The organism is Borrelia sp. MN22-0132, from assembly GCF_049201035.1.
Lineage (GTDB): Bacteria > Spirochaetota > Spirochaetia > Borreliales > Borreliaceae > Borrelia > Borrelia puertoricensis.
The window spans coordinates 641713-662499 of record NZ_CP138334.1 but is presented as its reverse complement, the minus strand read 5'-3'; the positions used below and the strand labels follow the sequence as shown (position 1 = coordinate 662499).

17 protein-coding genes and 1 pseudogene are annotated in these 20787 nt (G+C 28.4%); 6 read left to right on the top strand and 12 right to left on the bottom strand.

The window, feature by feature from the left end:
• Window positions 1-25 precede the first annotated feature (25 nt).
• From R5397_RS03135 to rpsU, 4 genes are read left to right on the top strand one after another with little or no spacing between them, the layout of a single operon-like run.
• Window positions 26-712 (top strand): hypothetical protein, encoded by a 687-nt coding sequence (locus tag R5397_RS03135; protein ID WP_421622864.1) that lies wholly within the window; start codon window positions 26-28, stop codon window positions 710-712.
• Window positions 713-734: 22 nt separating this feature from the next.
• Complete coding sequence (gene recJ, locus R5397_RS03130; protein WP_421622863.1) at window positions 735-2849, top strand: single-stranded-DNA-specific exonuclease RecJ; 2115 nt, start codon at window positions 735-737, stop codon at window positions 2847-2849.
• A 59-nt stretch (window positions 2850-2908) separates the two neighbouring features.
• Window positions 2909-3787, top strand: a complete 879-nt coding sequence (locus R5397_RS03125; protein ID WP_421622862.1) for a M23 family metallopeptidase — start codon at window positions 2909-2911, stop codon at window positions 3785-3787.
• A gap of 19 nt (window positions 3788-3806) precedes the next feature.
• On the top strand, window positions 3807-4016 hold the full coding sequence (gene rpsU / locus R5397_RS03120) for a 30S ribosomal protein S21 (protein WP_025375292.1): 210 nt from the start codon (window positions 3807-3809) through the stop codon (window positions 4014-4016).
• A gap of 41 nt (window positions 4017-4057) precedes the next feature.
• Here the strand turns inward: rpsU and R5397_RS03115 are convergent, their stop codons facing one another.
• The 4 genes from R5397_RS03115 to R5397_RS03100 are packed head-to-tail and all read right to left on the bottom strand — an operon-like array spanning window position 4058 to window position 10533.
• Window positions 4058-6400: a DNA translocase FtsK gene (locus R5397_RS03115; protein WP_421622861.1), complete on the bottom strand. Its 2343-nt coding sequence runs from the start codon at window positions 6398-6400 to the stop codon at window positions 4058-4060.
• A gap of 13 nt (window positions 6401-6413) precedes the next feature.
• On the bottom strand, window positions 6414-7208 hold the full coding sequence (locus R5397_RS03110) for an undecaprenyl-diphosphate phosphatase (RefSeq protein ID WP_421622860.1): 795 nt from the start codon (window positions 7206-7208) through the stop codon (window positions 6414-6416).
• 15 nt (window positions 7209-7223) lie between these two features.
• Window positions 7224-9353: a flagellar assembly lytic transglycosylase gene (locus R5397_RS03105; RefSeq protein ID WP_421623062.1), complete on the bottom strand. Its 2130-nt coding sequence runs from the start codon at window positions 9351-9353 to the stop codon at window positions 7224-7226.
• Entirely contained in the window at window positions 9346-10533 is a 1188-nt protein-coding gene (locus R5397_RS03100) for a hypothetical protein (RefSeq protein ID WP_421622859.1), read from the bottom strand. The genes R5397_RS03105 and R5397_RS03100 overlap by 8 nt, the downstream gene beginning before the upstream one ends.
• A 189-nt stretch (window positions 10534-10722) precedes the next feature.
• Between R5397_RS03100 and R5397_RS03095 the strand changes: the two genes are divergently transcribed.
• Window positions 10723-12093: a tetratricopeptide repeat protein gene (locus R5397_RS03095; RefSeq protein ID WP_247065442.1), complete on the top strand. Its 1371-nt coding sequence runs from the start codon at window positions 10723-10725 to the stop codon at window positions 12091-12093.
• A 5-nt stretch (window positions 12094-12098) separates the two neighbouring features.
• Here R5397_RS03095 and R5397_RS03090 read toward each other — a convergent pair whose 3' ends face one another.
• Window positions 12099-13352 (bottom strand): peptidoglycan DD-metalloendopeptidase family protein, encoded by a 1254-nt coding sequence (locus R5397_RS03090; protein ID WP_421622858.1) that lies wholly within the window; start codon window positions 13350-13352, stop codon window positions 12099-12101.
• Window positions 13353-13416: 64 nt separating this feature from the next.
• Here R5397_RS03090 and lepB point away from each other — a divergent pair, with 64 nt between their 5' ends.
• A complete protein-coding gene (lepB, locus tag R5397_RS03085) occupies window positions 13417-13920 on the top strand; it encodes a signal peptidase I (protein WP_421622857.1) in 504 nt (167 codons plus the stop codon).
• 66 nt (window positions 13921-13986) lie between these two features.
• Here the strand turns inward: lepB and R5397_RS03080 are convergent, their stop codons facing one another.
• From R5397_RS03080 to flhF, 7 genes and pseudogenes are all read right to left on the bottom strand, one after another.
• Entirely contained in the window at window positions 13987-15474 is a 1488-nt protein-coding gene (locus R5397_RS03080) for an Hsp70 family protein (protein WP_421622856.1), read from the bottom strand.
• Window positions 15416-15971 (bottom strand): annotated as a pseudogene (locus tag R5397_RS03075) (DUF6115 domain-containing protein). Before R5397_RS03075 ends, R5397_RS03080 begins: the two are co-directional and overlap by 59 nt.
• 21 nt (window positions 15972-15992) lie before the next feature.
• Complete coding sequence (locus R5397_RS03070) at window positions 15993-16304, bottom strand: hypothetical protein (protein WP_421622855.1); 312 nt, start codon at window positions 16302-16304, stop codon at window positions 15993-15995.
• A 24-nt stretch (window positions 16305-16328) separates the two neighbouring features.
• The gene (locus R5397_RS03065) at window positions 16329-18227 is read right to left on the bottom strand and encodes a FapA family protein (RefSeq protein ID WP_421622854.1); all 1899 of its coding nucleotides are present in this window, start codon (window positions 18225-18227) and stop codon (window positions 16329-16331) included.
• 2 nt (window positions 18228-18229) lie between these two features.
• Window positions 18230-18715, bottom strand: coding sequence for a hypothetical protein (locus R5397_RS03060; RefSeq protein WP_421622853.1), 486 nt, complete (start codon window positions 18713-18715; stop codon window positions 18230-18232).
• Between the two features lie 5 nt (window positions 18716-18720).
• Window positions 18721-19608, bottom strand: coding sequence for a MinD/ParA family protein (locus R5397_RS03055; protein ID WP_247066255.1), 888 nt, complete (start codon window positions 19606-19608; stop codon window positions 18721-18723).
• A gap of 12 nt (window positions 19609-19620) precedes the next feature.
• Window positions 19621-20787 carry a flagellar biosynthesis protein FlhF gene (gene flhF / locus R5397_RS03050; RefSeq protein WP_421623061.1) on the bottom strand — a complete coding sequence of 389 codons (1167 nt, stop codon included), beginning with the start codon at window positions 20785-20787 and terminating at the stop codon, window positions 19621-19623.

Below are 20787 nucleotides of genomic sequence, written 5' to 3'. Positions count from 1 at the left end.
ATTCTTTTATTATACAATAGTTACAATGCGGTTTAATAAAGTTAATGCTATCATAACAAATTTATGTCATAAAAAAAGTTATGCTCTATTAAACCTATTTCATTCAAAAGGAATTATTCACACAATAATTTATAATTCTACTATAAAAAAATTTAAATCAAACATCAATAACCTAGTAAAAGCCAATTTCGAGATAGTGAAAGAAAATAATTTATGCAAAATAATAGAAGTTAATGATGAAGAATTTATAATGCAAGATTTAATCTATGAAAAACTAATAATTATTTATCTTTGGGTCAAGCTTATTAATTTAAGCTTTGATGATGGAGAATGCTTTAAGTTATTTATCGAATCAACAAAGATACTAAACACAACAAGCTTAGAAAAAGCACAATTAATTGACTTACAATACAAGATAAGATTTTTAATAATAAAGGGATTTTTATACTTATCAAAATTATGTTTTCAATGTAATAAACAAATAGACAAGCATTACTACTATGATATCCACATTAACGGATTTAATTGCATCAATTGCACAAGTAATCAAAATAACTATATTAATATAGGTAGTTTTAAATACTTAGAATATACAACTCAAAAAAACATCAAAGAAACCTTAAATGTAAATTTAATCAGTAAGTCAAAAGAACTTATCAAAATTATGATCAAAAATAAGATCAATACAGAATTTGAACAAACGCTACTTTAAATAAAGCAAACTGGAATAAAACATGAAAATTTGGGAAAAAAAAGAAATTGACATCAAAAAAGAAAATATAATCAATATTGCAAAAAAATATAATATTAGCATTTTTGAAGCAACCCTGCTACTTAGAAGAGAAATTAAAGAAGAAGACTTTTTATTTTTTATTGAAAGTAGCGTAAATTTAATGCACAATCCATTCTTATTAAAAAATATAAACAAATTCATTTATAGAATGAATGAAGCCATTGCAGAAAAGGAAAATGTATTAATCTTTGGGGACAAAGATGCCGACGGAATCACAGCTACAATAATAATGTATGAAACCCTTAAAGATTTTGGAATCAATGTAACCTATAAAATACCCTCTAATGGAGAATTTTATGGCCTCACAAAAGAGATCATTGATAAGGCATTTGAAGATAAAATATCAATAATAATTACCGTTGATTGTGGAATTTCTAATGCTGAAGAAGCAAATTATGCAAGATCAAAAAACATAGAAGTAATAATTACAGATCATCATCTTCCAAACAAAGAAATTGACATAGAAAATATAATTATTAACCCTCATTTAAAAGATGATCTCTCTCCATTTAAAGAAATAGCTGGATGTTATGTCAGTTTTAAAGCATGTCTTGCGCTATACCTCTCCACTACCAATCTTTATAATAAAAACATGGTATTTTTATTTCTAGAAAGAGTAAATAATAATATTACACTTCATGCAATAGAAATAAACAACTACATTTTTAAAAAGTATATAACTTTAGAAAGCAATAATGACTTACAAATCAATATTAATAAACTAGAAGAATTCTCACAAAGTAAATACATAATTGTATTTAATAAAGATGAACAGAATCAACTTCTAAATGAATTCTTTAATCAAAAAATAGATATTGAAACAATTGATATTAGTGAAAATTTCGTCAAAAAATATCCTAAATTTGCTAAAAAAACACTAAAAGAACTCATGCAAATTACCAAATATTTTAAATATAGAGAAATTAATATTAAAGAAAAACTATATTACATATTTTACAACATAATATTTGAAATAAATAAAGATTTACTAAAAAACTGCCTTAAGAGACTTAAATTTGTTGTAATAGGAACTATTGCTGATAATATGCCAATTATTAATGAAAATCGAATAATTGTAAGAGAAGGACTTAAAGAAATCGCACTAAGAGAAAACATATCCATTAATTATCTATTAAAAGAAGTCAATATACTAACAAAACCAATGATCACTGCAACAGATATTGCGTTTAAAATTGCTCCAATATTAAATTCAACAGGAAGACTTGAAAAAGCAGATATTACAATTCAATTTTTATTAACCGAAGATATTAATCAAATAGAAAATAAGTTTAAAGAAATTAAAAACATAAATATTTTAAGAAAACGCAAAGAAGATATATCTTGGAACACACATAATGAGAATATTATTTTTAAAAATGATAAATTCATAGTATGTTATGACAAACATACTCCAAAAGGAATTAGTTCTCGAATGGCAACAAGACTTTCTACTTATTACCAAAAAGTTGCTGTTTTCTTAACAAGACAAGAAAACATAATTAAAGGATCCATAAGATCAAACAATAAAGTAAATTCAAAAGAATTAATTTCGATGATACCAAACCATTTAATAATAAATTCTGGAGGACACAAAGCCGCTGCTGGATTTACTCTATATGAGAGTGTATTAAATGAATTTATAAAAGAACTTGAAAATGCTCTTGAAAAGATAGAATACAAAGAATTATACGAAAATTCAATACTCATAGATGCGATTATACCTAAAGACTTTAATAAAAAAGAACTTTTAAAAATAATAAACTTATTTGAACCTTATGGACATGGTTTTAGAGAATTTATTTTTATGATTGAAAACGTATACATTCAAGACCTCAGAACAATTGATAAAAATGGAAATTCAAAACATATAAGCATGAAAGTCAAAAACAATAAAGATTATTATAAAGCTATCTACTTTAATGGGACTCAAAGTATCCAAAAACTAGGTATAAAAGATGGCCAAAATATAGATATAATATGTACAATTAGTGAAGATCTTTACAATCAAAACGATAAAATTTTAAAAATTATTGATATCAAAAAGAGACAAAACTAGTGCTTAACATCACAAGCCTTTTATTTACATTCATAACAGGATTACTTAACATCAATGCAATGAATAGTGATACCATAAAAAGTTACTATAAAAAAGAAACTTTCCAGGGAGATAATATTTACTTTGCAAGCAACAAAAATTTCAAAAAACTATCTCTTTTAGGTACAAATCAAAAACCTATTTTAAGTGCATCTCCTTTCAAATTCAACGTAGGAAACAAAAAATACCATATAGCACTAATAGGAATTACACCAATGATCAAAGAAGGAAAAAGGAAAATTAAAATAGAATTTGAACATAAAACATATATAAAAGAAATAAAGATAAAAAAACTCAAATTTAAAAAAACAACAGTCAAGCTTAATAAAAACAAATCCAAACTTATTAAAAGTCAACAATCACCTAAAGAAAAAAAACAAGCTCTCACATTATGGAATATAATTGGAAATATAGGAGATACAACAATTTACCACTACGATACATTGGTTTATCCAATCAAAGATCAATACAAAATAACGAGTCCTTACGGAGACCAAAGAATTTATATGCAAGACAAGAAAAAAATATCAAGCCATAAAATGCACAATGGAAAAGATTATGCCCCACTTAAAAGAGAAAAAACACCTATTTTCTCAGCTGGTAGAGGCAAAGTAGTATTTGCAAGAGATAGAGAAATTACTGGCAAAACCGTAATAATTCAACATTTACCAGGAGTATTTACAATTTATTTACATCTCTCAAAATTTGGAGTTAAAGAGAATTCAATAGTAAATACAGGTGAATACATTGGTCATGTTGGCAATACAGGAATTTCAACAGGACCTCATCTACATTTTGAAGTTAGAATTAATGGAGTTGCAGTAAACCCAGATTTTTTCTTAGAACAAATGCTTATTGACAAAAACCAAATAATCAATAACACTAAAAGGATAGAGTAAAAATAAGGAGGTGATTTTTTTGATAACTGTCAATGTTGACAAAAATGAAGGCTTAGAAAAAGCACTAAAACGTTTCAAAAGAATGATTGAAAAAGAAGCAATAATTAGAGAATGGAAAAGAAGAGAATATTATGAAAAACCATCCACCATTCGCGTCAAAAAAGAAAAAGCATTCAAAAGAAAACAAGCAAAAAAAGTAAGAAAGTTAAAACAAAAAATAGGAAAATAATAAAATAGAGGGATATTCATATTGAATGTCCTTTTTAATATCTAAATAAACACATCCCGTGGTTTTGAGCCATTTACAGGACCTATATATCCTATCTCTTCCATAAGCTCAATAATTCGTGCAGCTCTATTATATCCTATCTTTAATCGCCTCTGTAGATAAGACGCAGATGCTTTTTTCGTAGAACGAATAATTTCAAGAGCTTCCTCAAACATAGGCTCATCTGAAGGATTTAGAACCACAGTATCAGCTCCCACAACACTATCAATAAATATTTCATCATCAATATAATTCGGGGTACCAAATTTTTTCACTTCTTCAACTAATCTATAAACTTCCTTTTCATTCAAAAATCCACCTTGAATTCTTTGAGGGAAAGGTGTAGTAGGACTAACATAAAGCATATCACCCTTACCTAAAAGTTTCTCAGCACCTGATGCTCCAAGAATTATTCTTGAGTCCATGGAACTAGCAACCATAAAAGAAATCCTTGAAGGAAAATTAGCCTTTATTACTCCCGTAATAACATCAACAGATGGTCTTTGAGTAGCAAGAACTAAATGCATTCCAACAGCCCGAGCCATAGCTGCAAGTCTAGAAATCAAATTTTCTAAATCCTTTCTTGCAGAAAGGATCAAATCTGCAAATTCATCAATAATGATTACCAAATAAGGTAATGAGGCTTCATTTAACTCTTTTTCCAGTATTTTTTTATTATAAGAATTAATATCCCTCACAAGAAAATTATCAAGAAGAACATATCTTCTCTCCATCTCATCAAGACACCAACGAAGGGCTTCCAAGGCTCTATTTACATCAGTAATAACCGGGGTTAACAAATGTGGAATATCATTAAAAAGCTTAAGCTCAACCACTTTAGGATCTATTAGTACAAGTTTAACATCATCTGGGGATTTTGAAAAAATAATTGAAGCAATAAGTGAATTCACACAAACCGATTTTCCAGCCCCAGTAGCACCTGCTATTAAAAGATGGGGAGCATTGATAAGATCAAAAACAACATTACTTCCATTAATCTCTTTACCAAGTGCAAAAGGCACTTTAAAATCACTTTGAAACTCTTTACTATTTATTATTTCTGAGATTAAAATAAATTCTCGTCTTTTATTAGGAATTTCTATCCCAACAGCTTCTTTACCAGGTATTGGTGCAATAATTCTAACCCGAACTGCTGCAAGCCTTAAGGCAATATTATCAGATATAGAAGTTATTCTTGAAAGCTTAATACCTTTATCAGGACGAACAGCATACATTGTAACAACGGGTCCTTTAATAACATCAATAAGCTTAGCATTAATATTAAATTCTTTAAAAGTTTCCTGTAAAATCATCGATTGTTTTTGAATTTCTCGATCATATTCAACATCTTCAGTTTCACTTTTAGGTTCTCTTTGATCAAAAACAGAAATATTTATTAAATAATTATCACTACTCTCACCTACTAGTAAGTTTCCATAATCAATCTTAACAAGATTACTTATTATGCCCTTATGCCTTATATCACCAACCTTAATTTTTCCACTAGACACTAACTTATTATCCTCAAATTCTGCTAATGTTTTATACTTAGAATCATCTGTGATATTTAGATCACACTGAGAATCTTGAAACGATTCCTCTTCCGATAAGTTGTCATCGCTTACCCCTGATTGACAAAAAATGGTTTTATCTAAATTAACATCTAAAGGTTTATTAGGTTTTCTTAAAAAGGCTTTAAAAGACCATAAAGCCTGATATTCTTCATCATTAATAATATTATCTCCCTTATCAGAAGTCTTAGCTGCATCCAAATTACCATCACAATCATTATACACTCTAATATTTTTTTTAATTTTTAGAGTACTTAAAAACGGTAAAAAAGCAAACATACTTTCAAACAAAATTTTCAATTTAAATACTATAAAATGAAAAGTATTTAAAATAAAACTAGCATCATTAAAAATGACATAATTTAAGTAAATCCAAATAACAAGTTCCAAAATTAAAATAAGAAAAACAAAAAAATTGCCAAGCATAATCCCAAAATTACTCAAAAACCAATTAATAAAATTAGAACCCTCAAGATCAGAATTAATTCTTAACCAAAATGTCAGCGTAAAAAATAAAATAACCGTATAATTCCAATTAAATACAAATCTCTTGCTAAACATATTGTTGCGATAAACGTACCAATTTACAAGAGGATAAAGTATTAGATAAAATGATAAAAATGAAAAAGTATTTAGAAGCATATGACCTATAAGATTAAAAACAAAAAATATGAATATATTTCCTACAGGGGTTAAAGCAACAAAAAGCGAGAATGATATAACAGCCAACATAAAAAAAAACAAAAAATGAAAATAATGATAAAAATTTTTCATAACTCTATTAAAATCAAAAAAGGAAATAAACTAAACTTACAAGTATAATTAAATAAACCGAAAAATAATAAAGTTTACTATCCTTAAGCATTTTAACAAACAAACTAATTGAACATAATCCAACCATAAAAGCAATAATTGCTCCCAAGTTTATCTCAAAAACACTAAAAAGCATATCTGATTCAAATAACTCCTTATACTTTAAAAGTAAACTTCCAAAAACAATAGGAATCAAAGATAAGAACGAAATCTCAAACGACTCTGACCTGCTAAACCCAAGCAAAACTGAGGTAAAAATTGTAATTCCTGAACGAGAAATACCCGGCATAGCTCCAATTCCTTGCATGATCCCAATTAAACATCCTGCAAGCAAAATATTTTTTTTTAAATCAAAAATTAAAATCTTAGATTCAAGCAAAAACAATAAAATACTTGTCAAAATAAAATTAACTAAAACTAAATCAAGAGTAAATAACTCATTAAAATTTTCCATAAAAATTACAACAAATGCTGTAATAAGAGTGATTATTAATATGAGTAATATTAATCTCAACTTTGCAAAATCCAATTTGGTAGTCTTTCTTAAAACAAATTTTACCAAAACTACTACAAGTTCTAATATTCGTTTGCGATAATAAATCATTACAACCAAAACAGTTGCAAAGTGCAAATAAATATCAAATACCATCGAAATATCAATATGCATAAACTTTTTTAAAAGCAACAAATGCCCTGAACTAGATATAGGCAAAAATTCAGAAATTCCTTGAACAAAACCTAAAATCATAACTCTTAAAACATTTTCCATCCAGTTCTCGACAACCTAAAAATTTTTGGGGAATTTACCCATAATATATTCTATAATAAAATCCATTCCCTTACCCTCATATAAAGCATCATACAACACACAATAAACCAATATCTTCTTAACGTAATTTCTAGTTTGCCCAAAAGGAATTGCTTCAATGAAAAGCTCCTTAGGTAAATGCACATAATCTCTCTCCCATTTACGCACATTTCCAATGCCACCATTATAGGATGCAAGCGCTTTATATACCTCTCCGAGCATTCTTATCCTTTTACTTAAATAATAAGTTCCTATGATAACATTATCTTTTGGTTGTTTCAAATCATAATCATAATATTTAATTTCTCTAGAAACATCAACTGATGTTAAAGGCATAATCTGCATAAGTCCAATAGCACCAGGCTTAGACACAGCATTTCCTTTAAAACTACTCTCAGCCTTTATTAAAGAAAACACAAGACTGGGCTCAAGTTTTCGTCTCTCTGACCAATACCTAATTAAATCATTATACAAACACGGATAGAGGCGCTTATAATCATCTCTACTTAAAGCCGAGTTATCTTGTCTTACAAGATAGTTAATAGCAAGTGTAGATTCATAATAATATTCATGTCTTACAAGTTCATCATAAAGGTTACGGTAAAAATTAGGAGAAAACCTATAACCATTATTAAAATCACTAGCAACAAAAGCACTAACATAAGAATGCAGATTAAATTTTAAAAACCCTTCTAAAAACCTTTCATAATCAGACTGATCATAATGAATATCTAAATCATTTTCAAAAAAATCATTAATACTTTGATTCAACAAATATTTGCTCATAAATGAGGCATAAGATATACGATCATACTTAATAGAAGAACGCAAAAGTTCATTATACTCATTTCCCAACTTAGGAGCAATCAATTTATGATGTATAAGCCTTGCATTAATAAAGGCAAGTTTAGATAAAACAGCACCACCAATAATATTTTGACCATTACGATAAAGCGCATATAAATTATCATAATCCTTAAGTTGCACAGCCTCTAGAATATATTCATCTAATACCTTAATAAAGCCAAGATTATTCCTATCCCTATCCGTATAAAATTTAGCTACATTTTGAGCAAAATAATTTCTTGTATTCTTCAGAAATATTAAATTGCCAAAAATTTCATTAAGTATGTCTAACCTATAAGGTTCATTCTCAAGAGAAGTATTTTCTAAATATTTAACTATGGTAAAAAACCCTATGTCCTTTTTTAATCTTAAATTAATAAGCCCTAAATAATAATCCTTATAAACACTATTTAAACTACTAAAAAAAGACAAGGCTTTGCCAATATAGCCTGAACCTAGAAAAGCTTTATAAACATCATTTAAAAACACAAAATTATTATAATATTTCTTAAAATCATCATTTAATATACTGATTGCGCCTTTTAAATCTCCATTAGCTACCAAGGATTTAAACTTAACAAGATTAAAAAAACCGGAACTTAAAAGACTGGCTCTCTCTTCAAGAACAAGATAATCATGAGCCCTTACGTGTAAATACTCTGATGGCAATTCTTCAAATAGTTTACTGAAATAAATCAATGATGATTTAATATCAGAAGCATTAAAATAAAGCACTGCCTTAAATAAAAGATTTTCATTCTCTTGAGATTGTGCAAAATTCATCTTTTCAAGCTTATTTAAAACCAAAAGAGCTTCATCATTCTTTTTTTGCCAATAAAGACTTTTAAAATATCCTAATATAATAAATTTATTATTATCATATCTTTCGTAAAGTTTGCGTCCAACAAGTTCAGCCTCAAAATATTCCCTTCTAGAATTATAATATTCAAGAAGCTTAATTCCAGCAAATTGAGATGCAATATCATTACTATTCTTTATTGCCTTATACATATATTCCTTAAACTTTTTATCATATCCTATTTTTTTAAAAAGATAAGCAATATAAACATAAGAATTTGAATCTATGCCAAAATATTCATCGAAATTTTTTCCTGCGTAGTCAAAATTCCATAACCAATTCAAATGACTTAAATCAAAATTATCAACATTCCTTTTAACTATATTGTTATTTAAAGACCCTTTCCCAAAAGAACAAGAAAATAAACTTAATAAGAACAAACAAATAATTTGACTAAACATAATTACTATTTTCACATTTAGTAATTTTTTCTTCTCTATAAAAAGGACAACCATAAATTGCAAAATTTCTAGGATTTAATACTTTAGAAAAAATCAAAAACAATGAAAAAAATATCAAAAGAAATAAAGAAATAAGACTTAAATAAAGCATAGAAGTTTGAATTAAACCCTCTTCCGAATCTAAATCCAATAAACTCTCTTCAATATCTGTAGCAAAATCTTCCTTACTAAAATCCAAAGTAACATCATCAAGTTCACTCTCACCCAACCCATTATCAAGATCGGTAATAATGTCCTCAACGTTCAAATTATCAGAATAAGAATCTTGCAGAGTATAAACATTAACACTCTTAAAATCAGTGTCCTCATCTTCAACTAATTTAACAGCATTAGCAGCAGAATTATTAGAAGCAGCACTCGAATCACTAATATCAACAGAAATATTATCTAAATCGAAAGCATCTCGACTGACAGTATCTTTATCATTAAGGACATGTTCTTCAATTTCATTCCTCTCATCAATATTATTCTCAAAACCATCTCCTGTAAGGCCAAAATCAAAATTTTCTAAATTAAGATCAGAATCCAAATTTTCACTTACCAATGTACCATTATCTGAATTTAAAGAACCAGATAATAAATCAAAATTATTCTCATTACTAAAAAGCTCTTCGTCTGCAGACAAATTTTGGGAATTAGGTAAATTATTAAAATTATCTAAATCACCATCTAAAGAATCATACTGCCCAGCAACACTGCCAAATTCTTTAACAAATTCCTCTCCACGCTCTACACCACTAAAACCAACGGGCAAATCACTCGACTTAGCACTCTCTAAATCACTAATTTCTTCCGAACCTACAGCAAGATTAATTGAGCTTAAATCAAACTTAGACTTATTTGCAATTCCATCACACTCACCATAAACATAAAGCATCATCGAATCTATTTTGAAATAAACATTTATATTAGCACTCTCTTTCCTAAGATTATCTAAGAAAAAAGACCCAATAATAACAGAATTAGAAAAGTCGTCATGCTCACTAATATAAAAATCCAATTTTACATTAGTCTCATCTGCAATCTTACCTAATACCACTCTCTTTACAGCAGTATCATCCAAACTTAAAATTGAAAAATATTCATCATTAGACAGCCTTATGGCTAAAAACCCTTTCAAAAATTCCAACCTTTTTGTTCTTTTGTAAAAAACAAATTTATATATAATTAAACTATAACAATAATATAATATAATTAATACTATGTTCAACTTACAAGTAATCTTTTATTAAACAGAGAAAATACTCAAAGACTATAAACTACTGTTTTATATGATATTACTAAATATGACTTTTTAGGAGAAGTTAGGGTGCTACCGTTATTCATAATACTTTCTTCAGCTGCAATATCTCTTTTGATATTTTTATTCTTCAAAATTGCAATATCAAACACAAAAATAAGAAAAAAAGGTAAACATAATAAAACAAAAAAATTAACAGACAAAGCTATAAACATATTAAAAACAAATCCAAACGAAATAAATGCCTTACAAACCCTAAACGATTATTATTATTCCAATAAAGACTTTGAAAATGGTATTAAATATGCCAAAAAATTATGCCAACTTATAGAAGAAAATCCTACAAATCAAAGCATAGATTCTTTTAAGGCTTTCTTAAGTTACGGTTTTTATAATCTTGAGAGGAATTTTAATGCAGAAGCATTGAAATTACTTAAAAAAGCATACCTCTTGAAAAAAAACGACGTAGATGCAAATTATTACCTTGGAATAGCCTTCCTACGAAATACACATTATAAAGAAGCACTACATTATCTCACAAAAATATATAAATTTGATAAAAATAACAAGGATGCCTTAAAATATATAGGAATAATACTCTTTCATACGGAAAACTATACTAAAGCTGTTGGGATATTTAACAGCATAAGCAAATATATACAAAATGACGTAGATGCTCTATTAGCATATGCCCAATCTCTATCCCAATTAAATCAGGACCGACTTGCATTTTCAATTGCAAACAAAATAAGAAACAAAGATGGAAGGATATATGAAGCTCTTTTAATTGAATCTGAAATCAATTCAAAAAATCATAACTTAGCAAAATTAGAAGATAACATTAGAGAAATGATGAAAATCAAACCTGATTTACCAACAAAAACATTCCTTAAACTATTTTACAAACTAGGAGAGCTGTATATAGAACATGAGAACTACAAGAAAGCAACTGAAGCCTTTACTCGGGTTGAAAGGATCGATCCACAATATCAAAAAATTACTGAAAAATTAGAATTTAGTAAAAAACTAAATGAAAATTTAGCATTAAGAATATATCTTAGAAGCCCAAAAGAAAAGTTTGATAATTTAGCTAATGCAATTATCCTTAAACTCTATAAAAACAAGTTTCAAGTAAGAGATAAAAAGATAAATGAAATAACTTCACAATTTATAGACATAAATTTCCAATTATCAAATAATCAATGGGAAGAAAATTTAATAGTCCGATTTGTAAGAACAGATCAAAAAAATTTTGGAGAATTATTCCTAAAAGATCTTATTGCAAAAACCAAAGAGAGCAAATTAAAAGGACTCTGTATTGCACCAGCTACATTTTCTGATAAAGCCAAACAAATCATTGAAGGTAGGTTAATTGACCTCATAGAAGGAAAGAAACTAATACAAATATTAAAAACATTGGATATATCAAAATACGTATAGACCCACTATCTGAGATATTTCATAGGATTTCCCGTTTTTCCATCTTTAAAAATAGTAAAATGTAAATGATTGCCCGTGCTATACCCTGTACTTCCCATACGTCCTATTATTTGTCCTCTTGAAACTTTCTGTCCAACTTTCACTGCAAAAGAACCTAAATGAGCATAAAGAGTTTGAAAACCATTATTATGAGAAATGATAATATATTTTCCATATCCTCCAACACTAAATCCAGCTGTTACCACAATACCTTCTTTTGTTGCAAAAATAGGTGTATTAGCTACATTTGCAATATCAATCCCATTGTGAAAACTAATAATTTTGGTAAAAGGATCAGGACGATAACCATAACCTGAGGTAATAATACCTTGAGTTGGAAATAAAAAAGTCTCGCCCAAAGCATTTCTAAGTAATTCTTTAGCCATTCTTCCCCCAGGAATAAACAATTTTTGACCTAAATACAAAACCTCATTATCAAGATTATTAGCATCAAGAATATCTACTTTGGGAATTTTATATTTTTTTGCAATTGATGAGAGAGAATCACTTTTCTCAACAGTATAAAGAACGCCTTTCATATTAGGCACATTAATAACAAAATTAGGCTTAATGCTCCTTACATCTTTAATATCATTATAAGAAATTAGAGTTTCACTCGTTATGCTATATCTGGCTGCAATATGAGAAAGTGTCTCCCCAGGATTAATTTTATGTTTAACTACCTTTAAAACAAAAGGTTTCCTTACAGTTGCCTCATAATTATTTGTATCCACTCCAAATAGATGATTATTGATCTGACTTAAATCTTGATCGCTATAATATAAAAAAGTATCAATAAAATAATCCTTGGGAAAACTCAGTTTATTTAGAAAAATGTACGAACCATAATACGAAAAAATATTCAAGTAAAAAATTAATACTAAAACAAAAATTATCGCATTAAATCTAAAAATAAAACTATAAGTTAGACTGATATCATAATCATTAATCATTTTAAGTCGAATCTTATTATAAGAAGATCGATACTCATAATTATCAATGATTACCATCCTACCAAATAAAGTCAAAAATAATAACTGAATTACTCCTAAAAGTTTTTTTGGAATATTCATAAAACGAAAAAATTTTTTCCGTTTTTTTCTATGAAAGTCACGAACATTACCAAAATCTCTCAATTCAAAATTACCTTTAATAGACCTATCAAATAAAAAATTTCTATTTCTCTTTAATACATTCTGATCCTTTTTTGGTATAATCATGATATGACTCATTATACACTAGAAATTTCAATTTGCTAAAAGATCTCAATTGGAAATTTAAAAAGTGATCAAAACTTATAAACAAGTATTAATACCCATTATACTGGCTTTATTATTAATGATATCAATCATCAAAATATCTCTGTCTTTTCATTTAGTCAAAGGTTCTTCAATGTCACCAAAAATTTTAGAGAAAAATTGGATAATCAATAACAAACTAGCTTATGGAATAAGACTAAAGAACAGCAAAACATATATTGTGTTATGGAGCTTGCCTAAAAAAAACGAAATGGTACTTATTAAAGACCCTATAACAAAAAAAATATCCATTAAAAAAATTTTTGCCATACCAGGCGAAAAATTTACAAAGCTACCACAAAATGTAATATCCATACATAATTTAAACTTTAATATAAATAAGGAACATCTAAAAAATTTAGAAAATATATATATCCCAAAGGATCATTACCTGGTAATAGGAGAAAACAGAAAAGTTTCCCTTGATTCAAGAGAATATGGATTTATAAATATCAATGATATTATTGGAAAAATAATATACTGCCTGTAAAAAAAATTATAATAACAAAATTAATATCTCAATTTAAATAAATGTTCAAGTCAATTTAATAATATCTTATAACCCCCTATTAGATCCCATATCTTCTAATGAAGCAAGAACACCTTCGTTTTCAAAACCACCCTCAAAAGAAGAACTTGTCATTCTTATTTGAATTGACTTAGAAGCATGCGTATCTAAATCTTTTGCTGAAATGCTTAAAATACCACTCTCATCCAAACTAAAAAGTATCTCTATCTTTGGAATACCTCTTAAAGACTTTTGTATATTATTAAAAAAGAACCTACCTATAGAATAATTTAAAGATGCTTTCCTATACTCACCTTGAAGGACATGTATCTCTATCTCTTCCTGATAATCATTAGTTGTTGTAAAGATTTTTCGCTCACAAACAGGTAATAAAGTATTTCTCTTAATCAACGTAAAAAATCCATCATTACAAGTTTCAATGCCAAGAGAATAAGGTGTTACATCTTTAAAGTCAATAAGAGTACTATTATTTGAAAGACTAAAAGCATGAATTCCCGCACCATTTGCAACAACTTCGTCTTGATTTAAAGAATCCAATACTTCAATTTTAGGAAAAATTTCCTTCAATCTCTCTTTAACTAAAGGAATTCTTGTTGAACCTCCTGAGAGTATTATTTTTGAAATACGTTCAAGATCAACACCTGAATCGGCAATACATTCATTTGTAAGACTAATAGTTTTCTCTATAAATTCCTTGATCATAGAATTAAAATCATCTCTCTTAAGTTTATAATTCAAATGTTTGCCATTAAGAAATGGTAATACAATACTAACCTCATCCATAATAGATAGACTTTTTTTAGCTTCTTCAATTTTGTCTCTTATCTGTTCAATAATAACAATATCATCTAAATTAATATCAGGATATTCTTTCTCAAAACTGGTTAAGACATGTCTTTCTATGACTTCATTAAAATTATTTCCACCAAGTTTATTCTCGCCCTTAATTGCAAGAACAGTATAAGTATCATTTTGTTTTTCTAAAAGAGTAACATCAAAAGTTCCACCCCCAAGGTCATAAACAAGAAATAATCCATCTATTTGTTTTTCAAAAGCATAAGATAAAGCGGCTGCTGTTGGTTCATTAAGTATTGCACGACATTTCAATCCCGCAAGACTTGCAGATTCTACAACACCTCTTCTTTGAATTTCAGAAAAATAAGCGGGAACAGTGATTACAACATCACAAACCTCTGTACCTAAAAATTTCTCAGCATTCATCTTCACATTTAAAAGTAAATAAGAAGCAATATCCTCAGCTCTATATGTATTACTACCCACTTCATAAGAGATTTCGGTACCTATATCAACTTTGAAATTATAAAAAGTCTTATCTGGATTTACCAATATTTGATGTCTAGCAATACTACCAACAATAACACCAGAATCTGTAAAAGACACAATAGAAGGTGTCATTCTCTCACCCCTATCATTTAATATAACCCTAGAATTAGCATCAAAATAAGACGCTACAGTATTTGTAGTCCCAAGATCTATGCCTATCCATTTTCCCATCAAGTACCCCTATGAATTGAAACAATTAATTCAATTTCACCCAAATCCAATTTCAACTTTTTAGCAATAACTTCTAAAGACATCCCTTGCTCATAAAGTGAAATAACTTGTTGGCGAATATTATATCCTTCCTTGATTATATTTTTCTCAATAGTAGGTATTGAATAATCTAAATTACTCTTATAAACACCACTATCCCCTTTCATGCTAAAATTATTACTTCCAATTGAAACCGAATGAGCATTAAATCCCAATAATCTTTGATCAAGTATTTCTATCCTCTCATCAACTTCCTTAATAATCCTATTTAAGCTTTCAATCTTTATTTCAATAATATTTATATTCCTATCAGTTGCTTGATTAATTTCAATAATAGTTTTATCTACCTCACTCCTAAATTTCCTAAGTATACTATTAGATTTGATTTTCAAACTAATATAAACATGAAAATATATAAAAATAAATATAATCAAAATAAAACAAAAAACAACAAACATACAGAATGTCCTATACTTAAACTATCGCTCAATATCAATGTTTCTTCCAATTTTTGGATCATGAAAATTAATATCATATATGCCAGGCGAATTTCTCTTAGCAGTCTTAACCTTTGACATTGTAATATAATTGTCATTATTATTCGTGATCTCATCAGTCGGATATATGCTATTTATTTCAGAATCAACATGATAACTCTTGCTTTGATTTAAACTCAGATTTTTATTCTCTCTTATCTCCTTCTTCCTTAAATCTTCATTTGAAATTTCACTAGTCTTAAAAGCACCTTGTGTAATTATCTTTACAACTTCAGATGAACCATTAATATCCATAAAGCTCCTCCTACAATTTACAACCTATTTAGATTTAAAAGGAACATAAGCTAACATTTTAATAACATTGTCATCCTCTACAAAAGTAATATTATGATAATCTCTTGGAAGTTCATAATAAGCATCTTTAATATATAACTTAACGCCAGTATAAGCTATGTATTCAACAAAAATTTTGCCATCAATCTTACTATCTTCAAGCGCATCTTGTAAACTTTCTTGCTTATCTTTCACCATCTTTATTTCCAAAATTAAAATATCTCGCTCATTAATAAGCTCATTACAACTCTCAATTTTTAAAGATTTCTCAGCTTTATCAACAGTAAATTGAATGTTCTTCTTTAAAACAGAAATATCTTTTGTTAAAACTTCCAACCGTTTCTCAATCTTCACAAGATATTCAGTAAATCTAGATAGTAAAACTTTTATTTCAGGATCACACCCAACACAAATAGAAGTCTCAGCATTACCCTCAGATCCAATAGAATATGCTCGAACCTCTTCTCTTGCACGAATATCAGAACCAACTATCTTAGATTTTTTTCCAATGCAGAGCACCTTCTTTGTACAAGAAACAAACGAATTGACAATTCCTCTTATAACTTCAATATCGCCTTCACATCGTACATTAACATTTTCTAAAAATTTGGACTTAATAGACTTCTTTGCATAAATCTCTGAACCACCCTTTCCATTAGCCCCACTGCGAAGAACAATAGAACCATCCGTTCTCAAATTACACCTACCAACAAGTCCATTGACTTCTATTCCACTCTTAGCCATAACATTATATCCATCTAAAACACTTCCCTTAACAAGAACCATACCATTATTTACTATATTTCCAGTACCAGGTCCAACATCACCCTCAACAACATAAACATCATGCACAGAAATAATACCATTTGCAATAGATATATACCCATCACATTCTGCAATAATCTTATTTCCTTCCATGAAAGTATTATCTCCCAAAATCAAATCCAGCTCTCGACCATGCTCTGCGCTTAATATTTTTCCAAAAACAGTATACCCTTCAATACCCTCTGATAAGGGAATAATTTCTGCCAATTCATCTCCTCTATTAACATTTCTAAACTCATTACCTATAGCACCATACTCACCTGAAGACTTACTCTTAGCAACAAAATTAATATAAGCATCTCTTCCTTTAACAGGATTTACTCCCCTTGCCATCTCAACTGGTTCACCATAAAAAGGATAATCTACAAATTCTTTTATTCTATTCTTAAGCAATGCTCGATCTGATACTCCATATTTTTTAAGAATACTATAAATATCTTTTTCCAAAACTTCAGCACCATTAGGTCCAGGAACAGTAAATTCAATAGTTACTGACATTGAATCTTCTGATATATGAACCATCATAGTTACACTCTCAACAAGATCAGCCTCAAAAGTAGATACTTGTTCATACTTACCATTAGAAGCCTCAACAACCGATCTAACAAAATTTTCATCCAAATCTTTAATGTTACTATATGAAGCAAATTTATCCATTACATCTTTAAACTTAACAACACTCCCATCTCCTTGAGCAGGAGTAACCTTCAAAAATACCCCCTTGGAAGTTTTCCTGATAAAAAATTTCCCATCCAGAGACGCAACTTCTTCAAATTCACTTTGTGAACTCAAAACATCAGTAACACCAAACTTTGAATAAGAATTTTTATAAGCAACTATTTTCCACTTTTTCTTACCATATCCAAATAGTCCATTATTTCCACGTACCAAGACCTCATAATTCAAGTCTTTATAAGGAACAGAAAGTTCTAAAGAAGCATCATTTAAAGCCTCTTCAAGCGTATCTGATTCCACCTCTATTAAATTAATACGATTTTCTCTTTCTAAATAATTTTTAATTCTATTCCTAAAATCGGCAAAATCGCTAATCTTAGCCATAATTATTCCTTTTTATTAATCAAAGTCTTAATAGTCTCAGCAACAATTTTTGGATCAGTATTCTCAACATGTGAAATTTGATCTAATAACTTACTATTTAATTTACTCTCTTTAACAACTGTATCATAGTTACTCAATTTTTCTGAAAAACTATAATTGTCATTATCACCACTTTTATTCTTATCAAGAGTAATATTTTTAGAAAAAGAGTTATTATCATCTGTTTCAGGCTTATAGTTACTATTCTCATCAATATCCTTCTTCCTTGTATCATCACTCAAACTATCATCTTGAAACAGATCATACAAATACTTCTTGTATATAAATTCAAGTAAAAGCCCAATACAGAAAAAAACTATAAACTGAAAAACCGCTCTAAACAATACTGTCATAAAAGACACGCGAGCAAAAATGCCAAGAATCACCGCAAGAACAAATGCAAACGCACTAAATAATAAAACATAATTGCGTCTCTTAGTAAATAACATATTACCTATTCCATCCCAAAAAATTTAGATATAAAACCTATGACACCCCTTCTTTTTTTATTATCAAGAGTAATTTCTTCAAGAGCTGCCACAATAGAATCAAGACAATAACTAGCCTTACTATTGGGATTTAATAAAATAAAAGGTCTCTGTTTAAAAACAGAATTTCTAATATTTTTATCTTCATAAACATATCCTAAATAATCAATATTCAAATTCAAAAACTGACTTGATATATCAATGACTTTTTTAGCCACTAATTTTCCCTCACTTAAATTAGCTACTCTATTGACAACCAGTCTTAAATTTTTTAAATTTTCCATTTTATGAGATAAAACCTTGATTATGCCATAAGCATCTGTTATAGAAGTAGGCTCTGGTGTTGTAACAATAACTACATCATCACTAGAAAACAAAAAAGAAATAACCTGTCTTGAAATTCCAGCACTGGTATCTATTATCACTATATCATATTCATAAACTTTTAATAACTCCTTTATAAACTGATTCATCTCGGTCTCTGATAAATCTAAAAGTTCTGTTGTCCCAGAAGCACCAGCTAAAAGATCAATACTATATTCTGTCTTTGTTATTACATCCTTAATACCTCGCCCTTGCATAATCATGTGATAAATACTGTACTTTGGAATGACTCCAAGTAAAATGTTAATGTTAGCCATACCAATATCTGCATCAAAAACTAAAACTTTTTTACCAAGATTTGCATACTTAAGAGCAAGACCCACAGCAATATTACTTTTGCCAACACCACCTTTACCACTAGTAACGGCAATAAATCTTGTTCTATTATTTTGAATTTTATCATCAATAACAAAACTAGCCCTATTATTCAATCTCATAATATCACGTAAACTTTGAGCCTGATCTTCTATCATATATTATCCTTAATAATAAGATTTACCTTTTAGCTTCCGAAGAAATTCAACATCATCACTTATTCTATATCCATTTATTTTTTTGATAAAGGTAAGCGGTTCTGCAATACTAATATTATGAGGAACTATTTGCCCATCAGTAACATAAGAAACTTCCTTTCTCATTTCATGAATTAAACTTATTAAATTACCAACACATGTTGTCTCATCTAACTTAGTAAAAATCACGGTCTTGTAGCTAAAGGGAGAAAATTGATGAAATATTTCTTTAATATCTGCCGTCTTTGTAGTAGAGCTCACAGCCAAATGAAATTCAGCATCACGACCACAAGCATTAAGAAGTTCTTTCATCTCAGCAAGTTTCATAAAATCTTTAGGACTCTTACCAATTGTATCAATAAGAACAAGATCAAAATCCTTTGACTGTGTAATTTCTTCTTTTAAATCTTTAAAAGATTCAATCGCCTTAACAGGAATCCCCATAATATCACCATATGTTTGAATTTGTTTCTTAGCTCCTATACGATAGTTATCAATGGTAATAATCTTAATATTCAAACTTTTATCATCACCATTAATTCCATAGATCGCTGCAAGTTTTGCAATAGTAGTGGTCTTCCCAACACCCGTTGGTCCAACTAAAATAAAAATTCTTTTCTTAAGATTATCAATAATAGAACCTGAACATTTAATAGTCTTAGCAATGTATATTATAACACTATCTTTAACTTTATCATAATCATCAAGATCTGATAAACTAAACTCTCTCTTAATAAAATTATTAATATCTCTAATATAACTTTCGGAAAAATCATTACTACGTAAAATATCTTCTATTTTTAAAATTGTTGGATGATTAATTTCTTCCTTTTTATGTGCAAGTTCATTTTTCAGAGATTTAACTTCCTTAATTACATCCTCAATTGAAGAACTCTCTTCTTTTTTAATGCTTTGAAGAATTTTACGTTTCTCCTCTTCGACATTTATTTGCTGTTGTCCAATGTCATATCTAACATAACCCGAAACTTCAATCCAATCTCTACTAAATAAGCCAAATATTCCTCCATGAGCTATTGTTTTATAAGTCATAACTCTAGCATTCTTTCCATATTTCCTCTTAACCGTTTCTATGACCTCATTATAGGTTGGACCTCTTTCTGTAAAATACTGAACCAT

Excerpts from the sequence above, each read along its gene's own strand:
- R5397_RS03135 (WP_421622864.1), top strand. The coding sequence starts at position 26 with ATGCGGTTTAATAAAGTTAATGCTATCATAACAAATTTATGTCATAAA.
- recJ (WP_421622863.1), top strand. The coding sequence starts at position 735 with ATGAAAATTTGGGAAAAAAAAGAAATTGACATCAAAAAAGAAAATATA.
- R5397_RS03125 (WP_421622862.1), top strand. The coding sequence starts at position 2,909 with ATGAATAGTGATACCATAAAAAGTTACTATAAAAAAGAAACTTTCCAG.
- R5397_RS03115 (WP_421622861.1), bottom strand. The coding sequence starts at position 6,400 with ATGAAAAATTTTTATCATTATTTTCATTTTTTGTTTTTTTTTATGTTG.
- R5397_RS03110 (WP_421622860.1), bottom strand. The coding sequence starts at position 7,208 with ATGGAAAATGTTTTAAGAGTTATGATTTTAGGTTTTGTTCAAGGAATT.
- R5397_RS03105 (WP_421623062.1), bottom strand. The coding sequence starts at position 9,353 with ATGTTTAGTCAAATTATTTGTTTGTTCTTATTAAGTTTATTTTCTTGT.
- R5397_RS03090 (WP_421622858.1), bottom strand. The coding sequence starts at position 13,352 with ATGATTATACCAAAAAAGGATCAGAATGTATTAAAGAGAAATAGAAAT.
- R5397_RS03080 (WP_421622856.1), bottom strand. The coding sequence starts at position 15,474 with ATGGGAAAATGGATAGGCATAGATCTTGGGACTACAAATACTGTAGCG.
- R5397_RS03070 (WP_421622855.1), bottom strand. The coding sequence starts at position 16,304 with ATGGATATTAATGGTTCATCTGAAGTTGTAAAGATAATTACACAAGGT.
- R5397_RS03065 (WP_421622854.1), bottom strand. The coding sequence starts at position 18,227 with ATGGCTAAGATTAGCGATTTTGCCGATTTTAGGAATAGAATTAAAAAT.
- R5397_RS03060 (WP_421622853.1), bottom strand. The coding sequence starts at position 18,715 with ATGTTATTTACTAAGAGACGCAATTATGTTTTATTATTTAGTGCGTTT.
- flhF (WP_421623061.1), bottom strand. The coding sequence starts at position 20,787 with ATGGTTCAGTATTTTACAGAAAGAGGTCCAACCTATAATGAGGTCATA.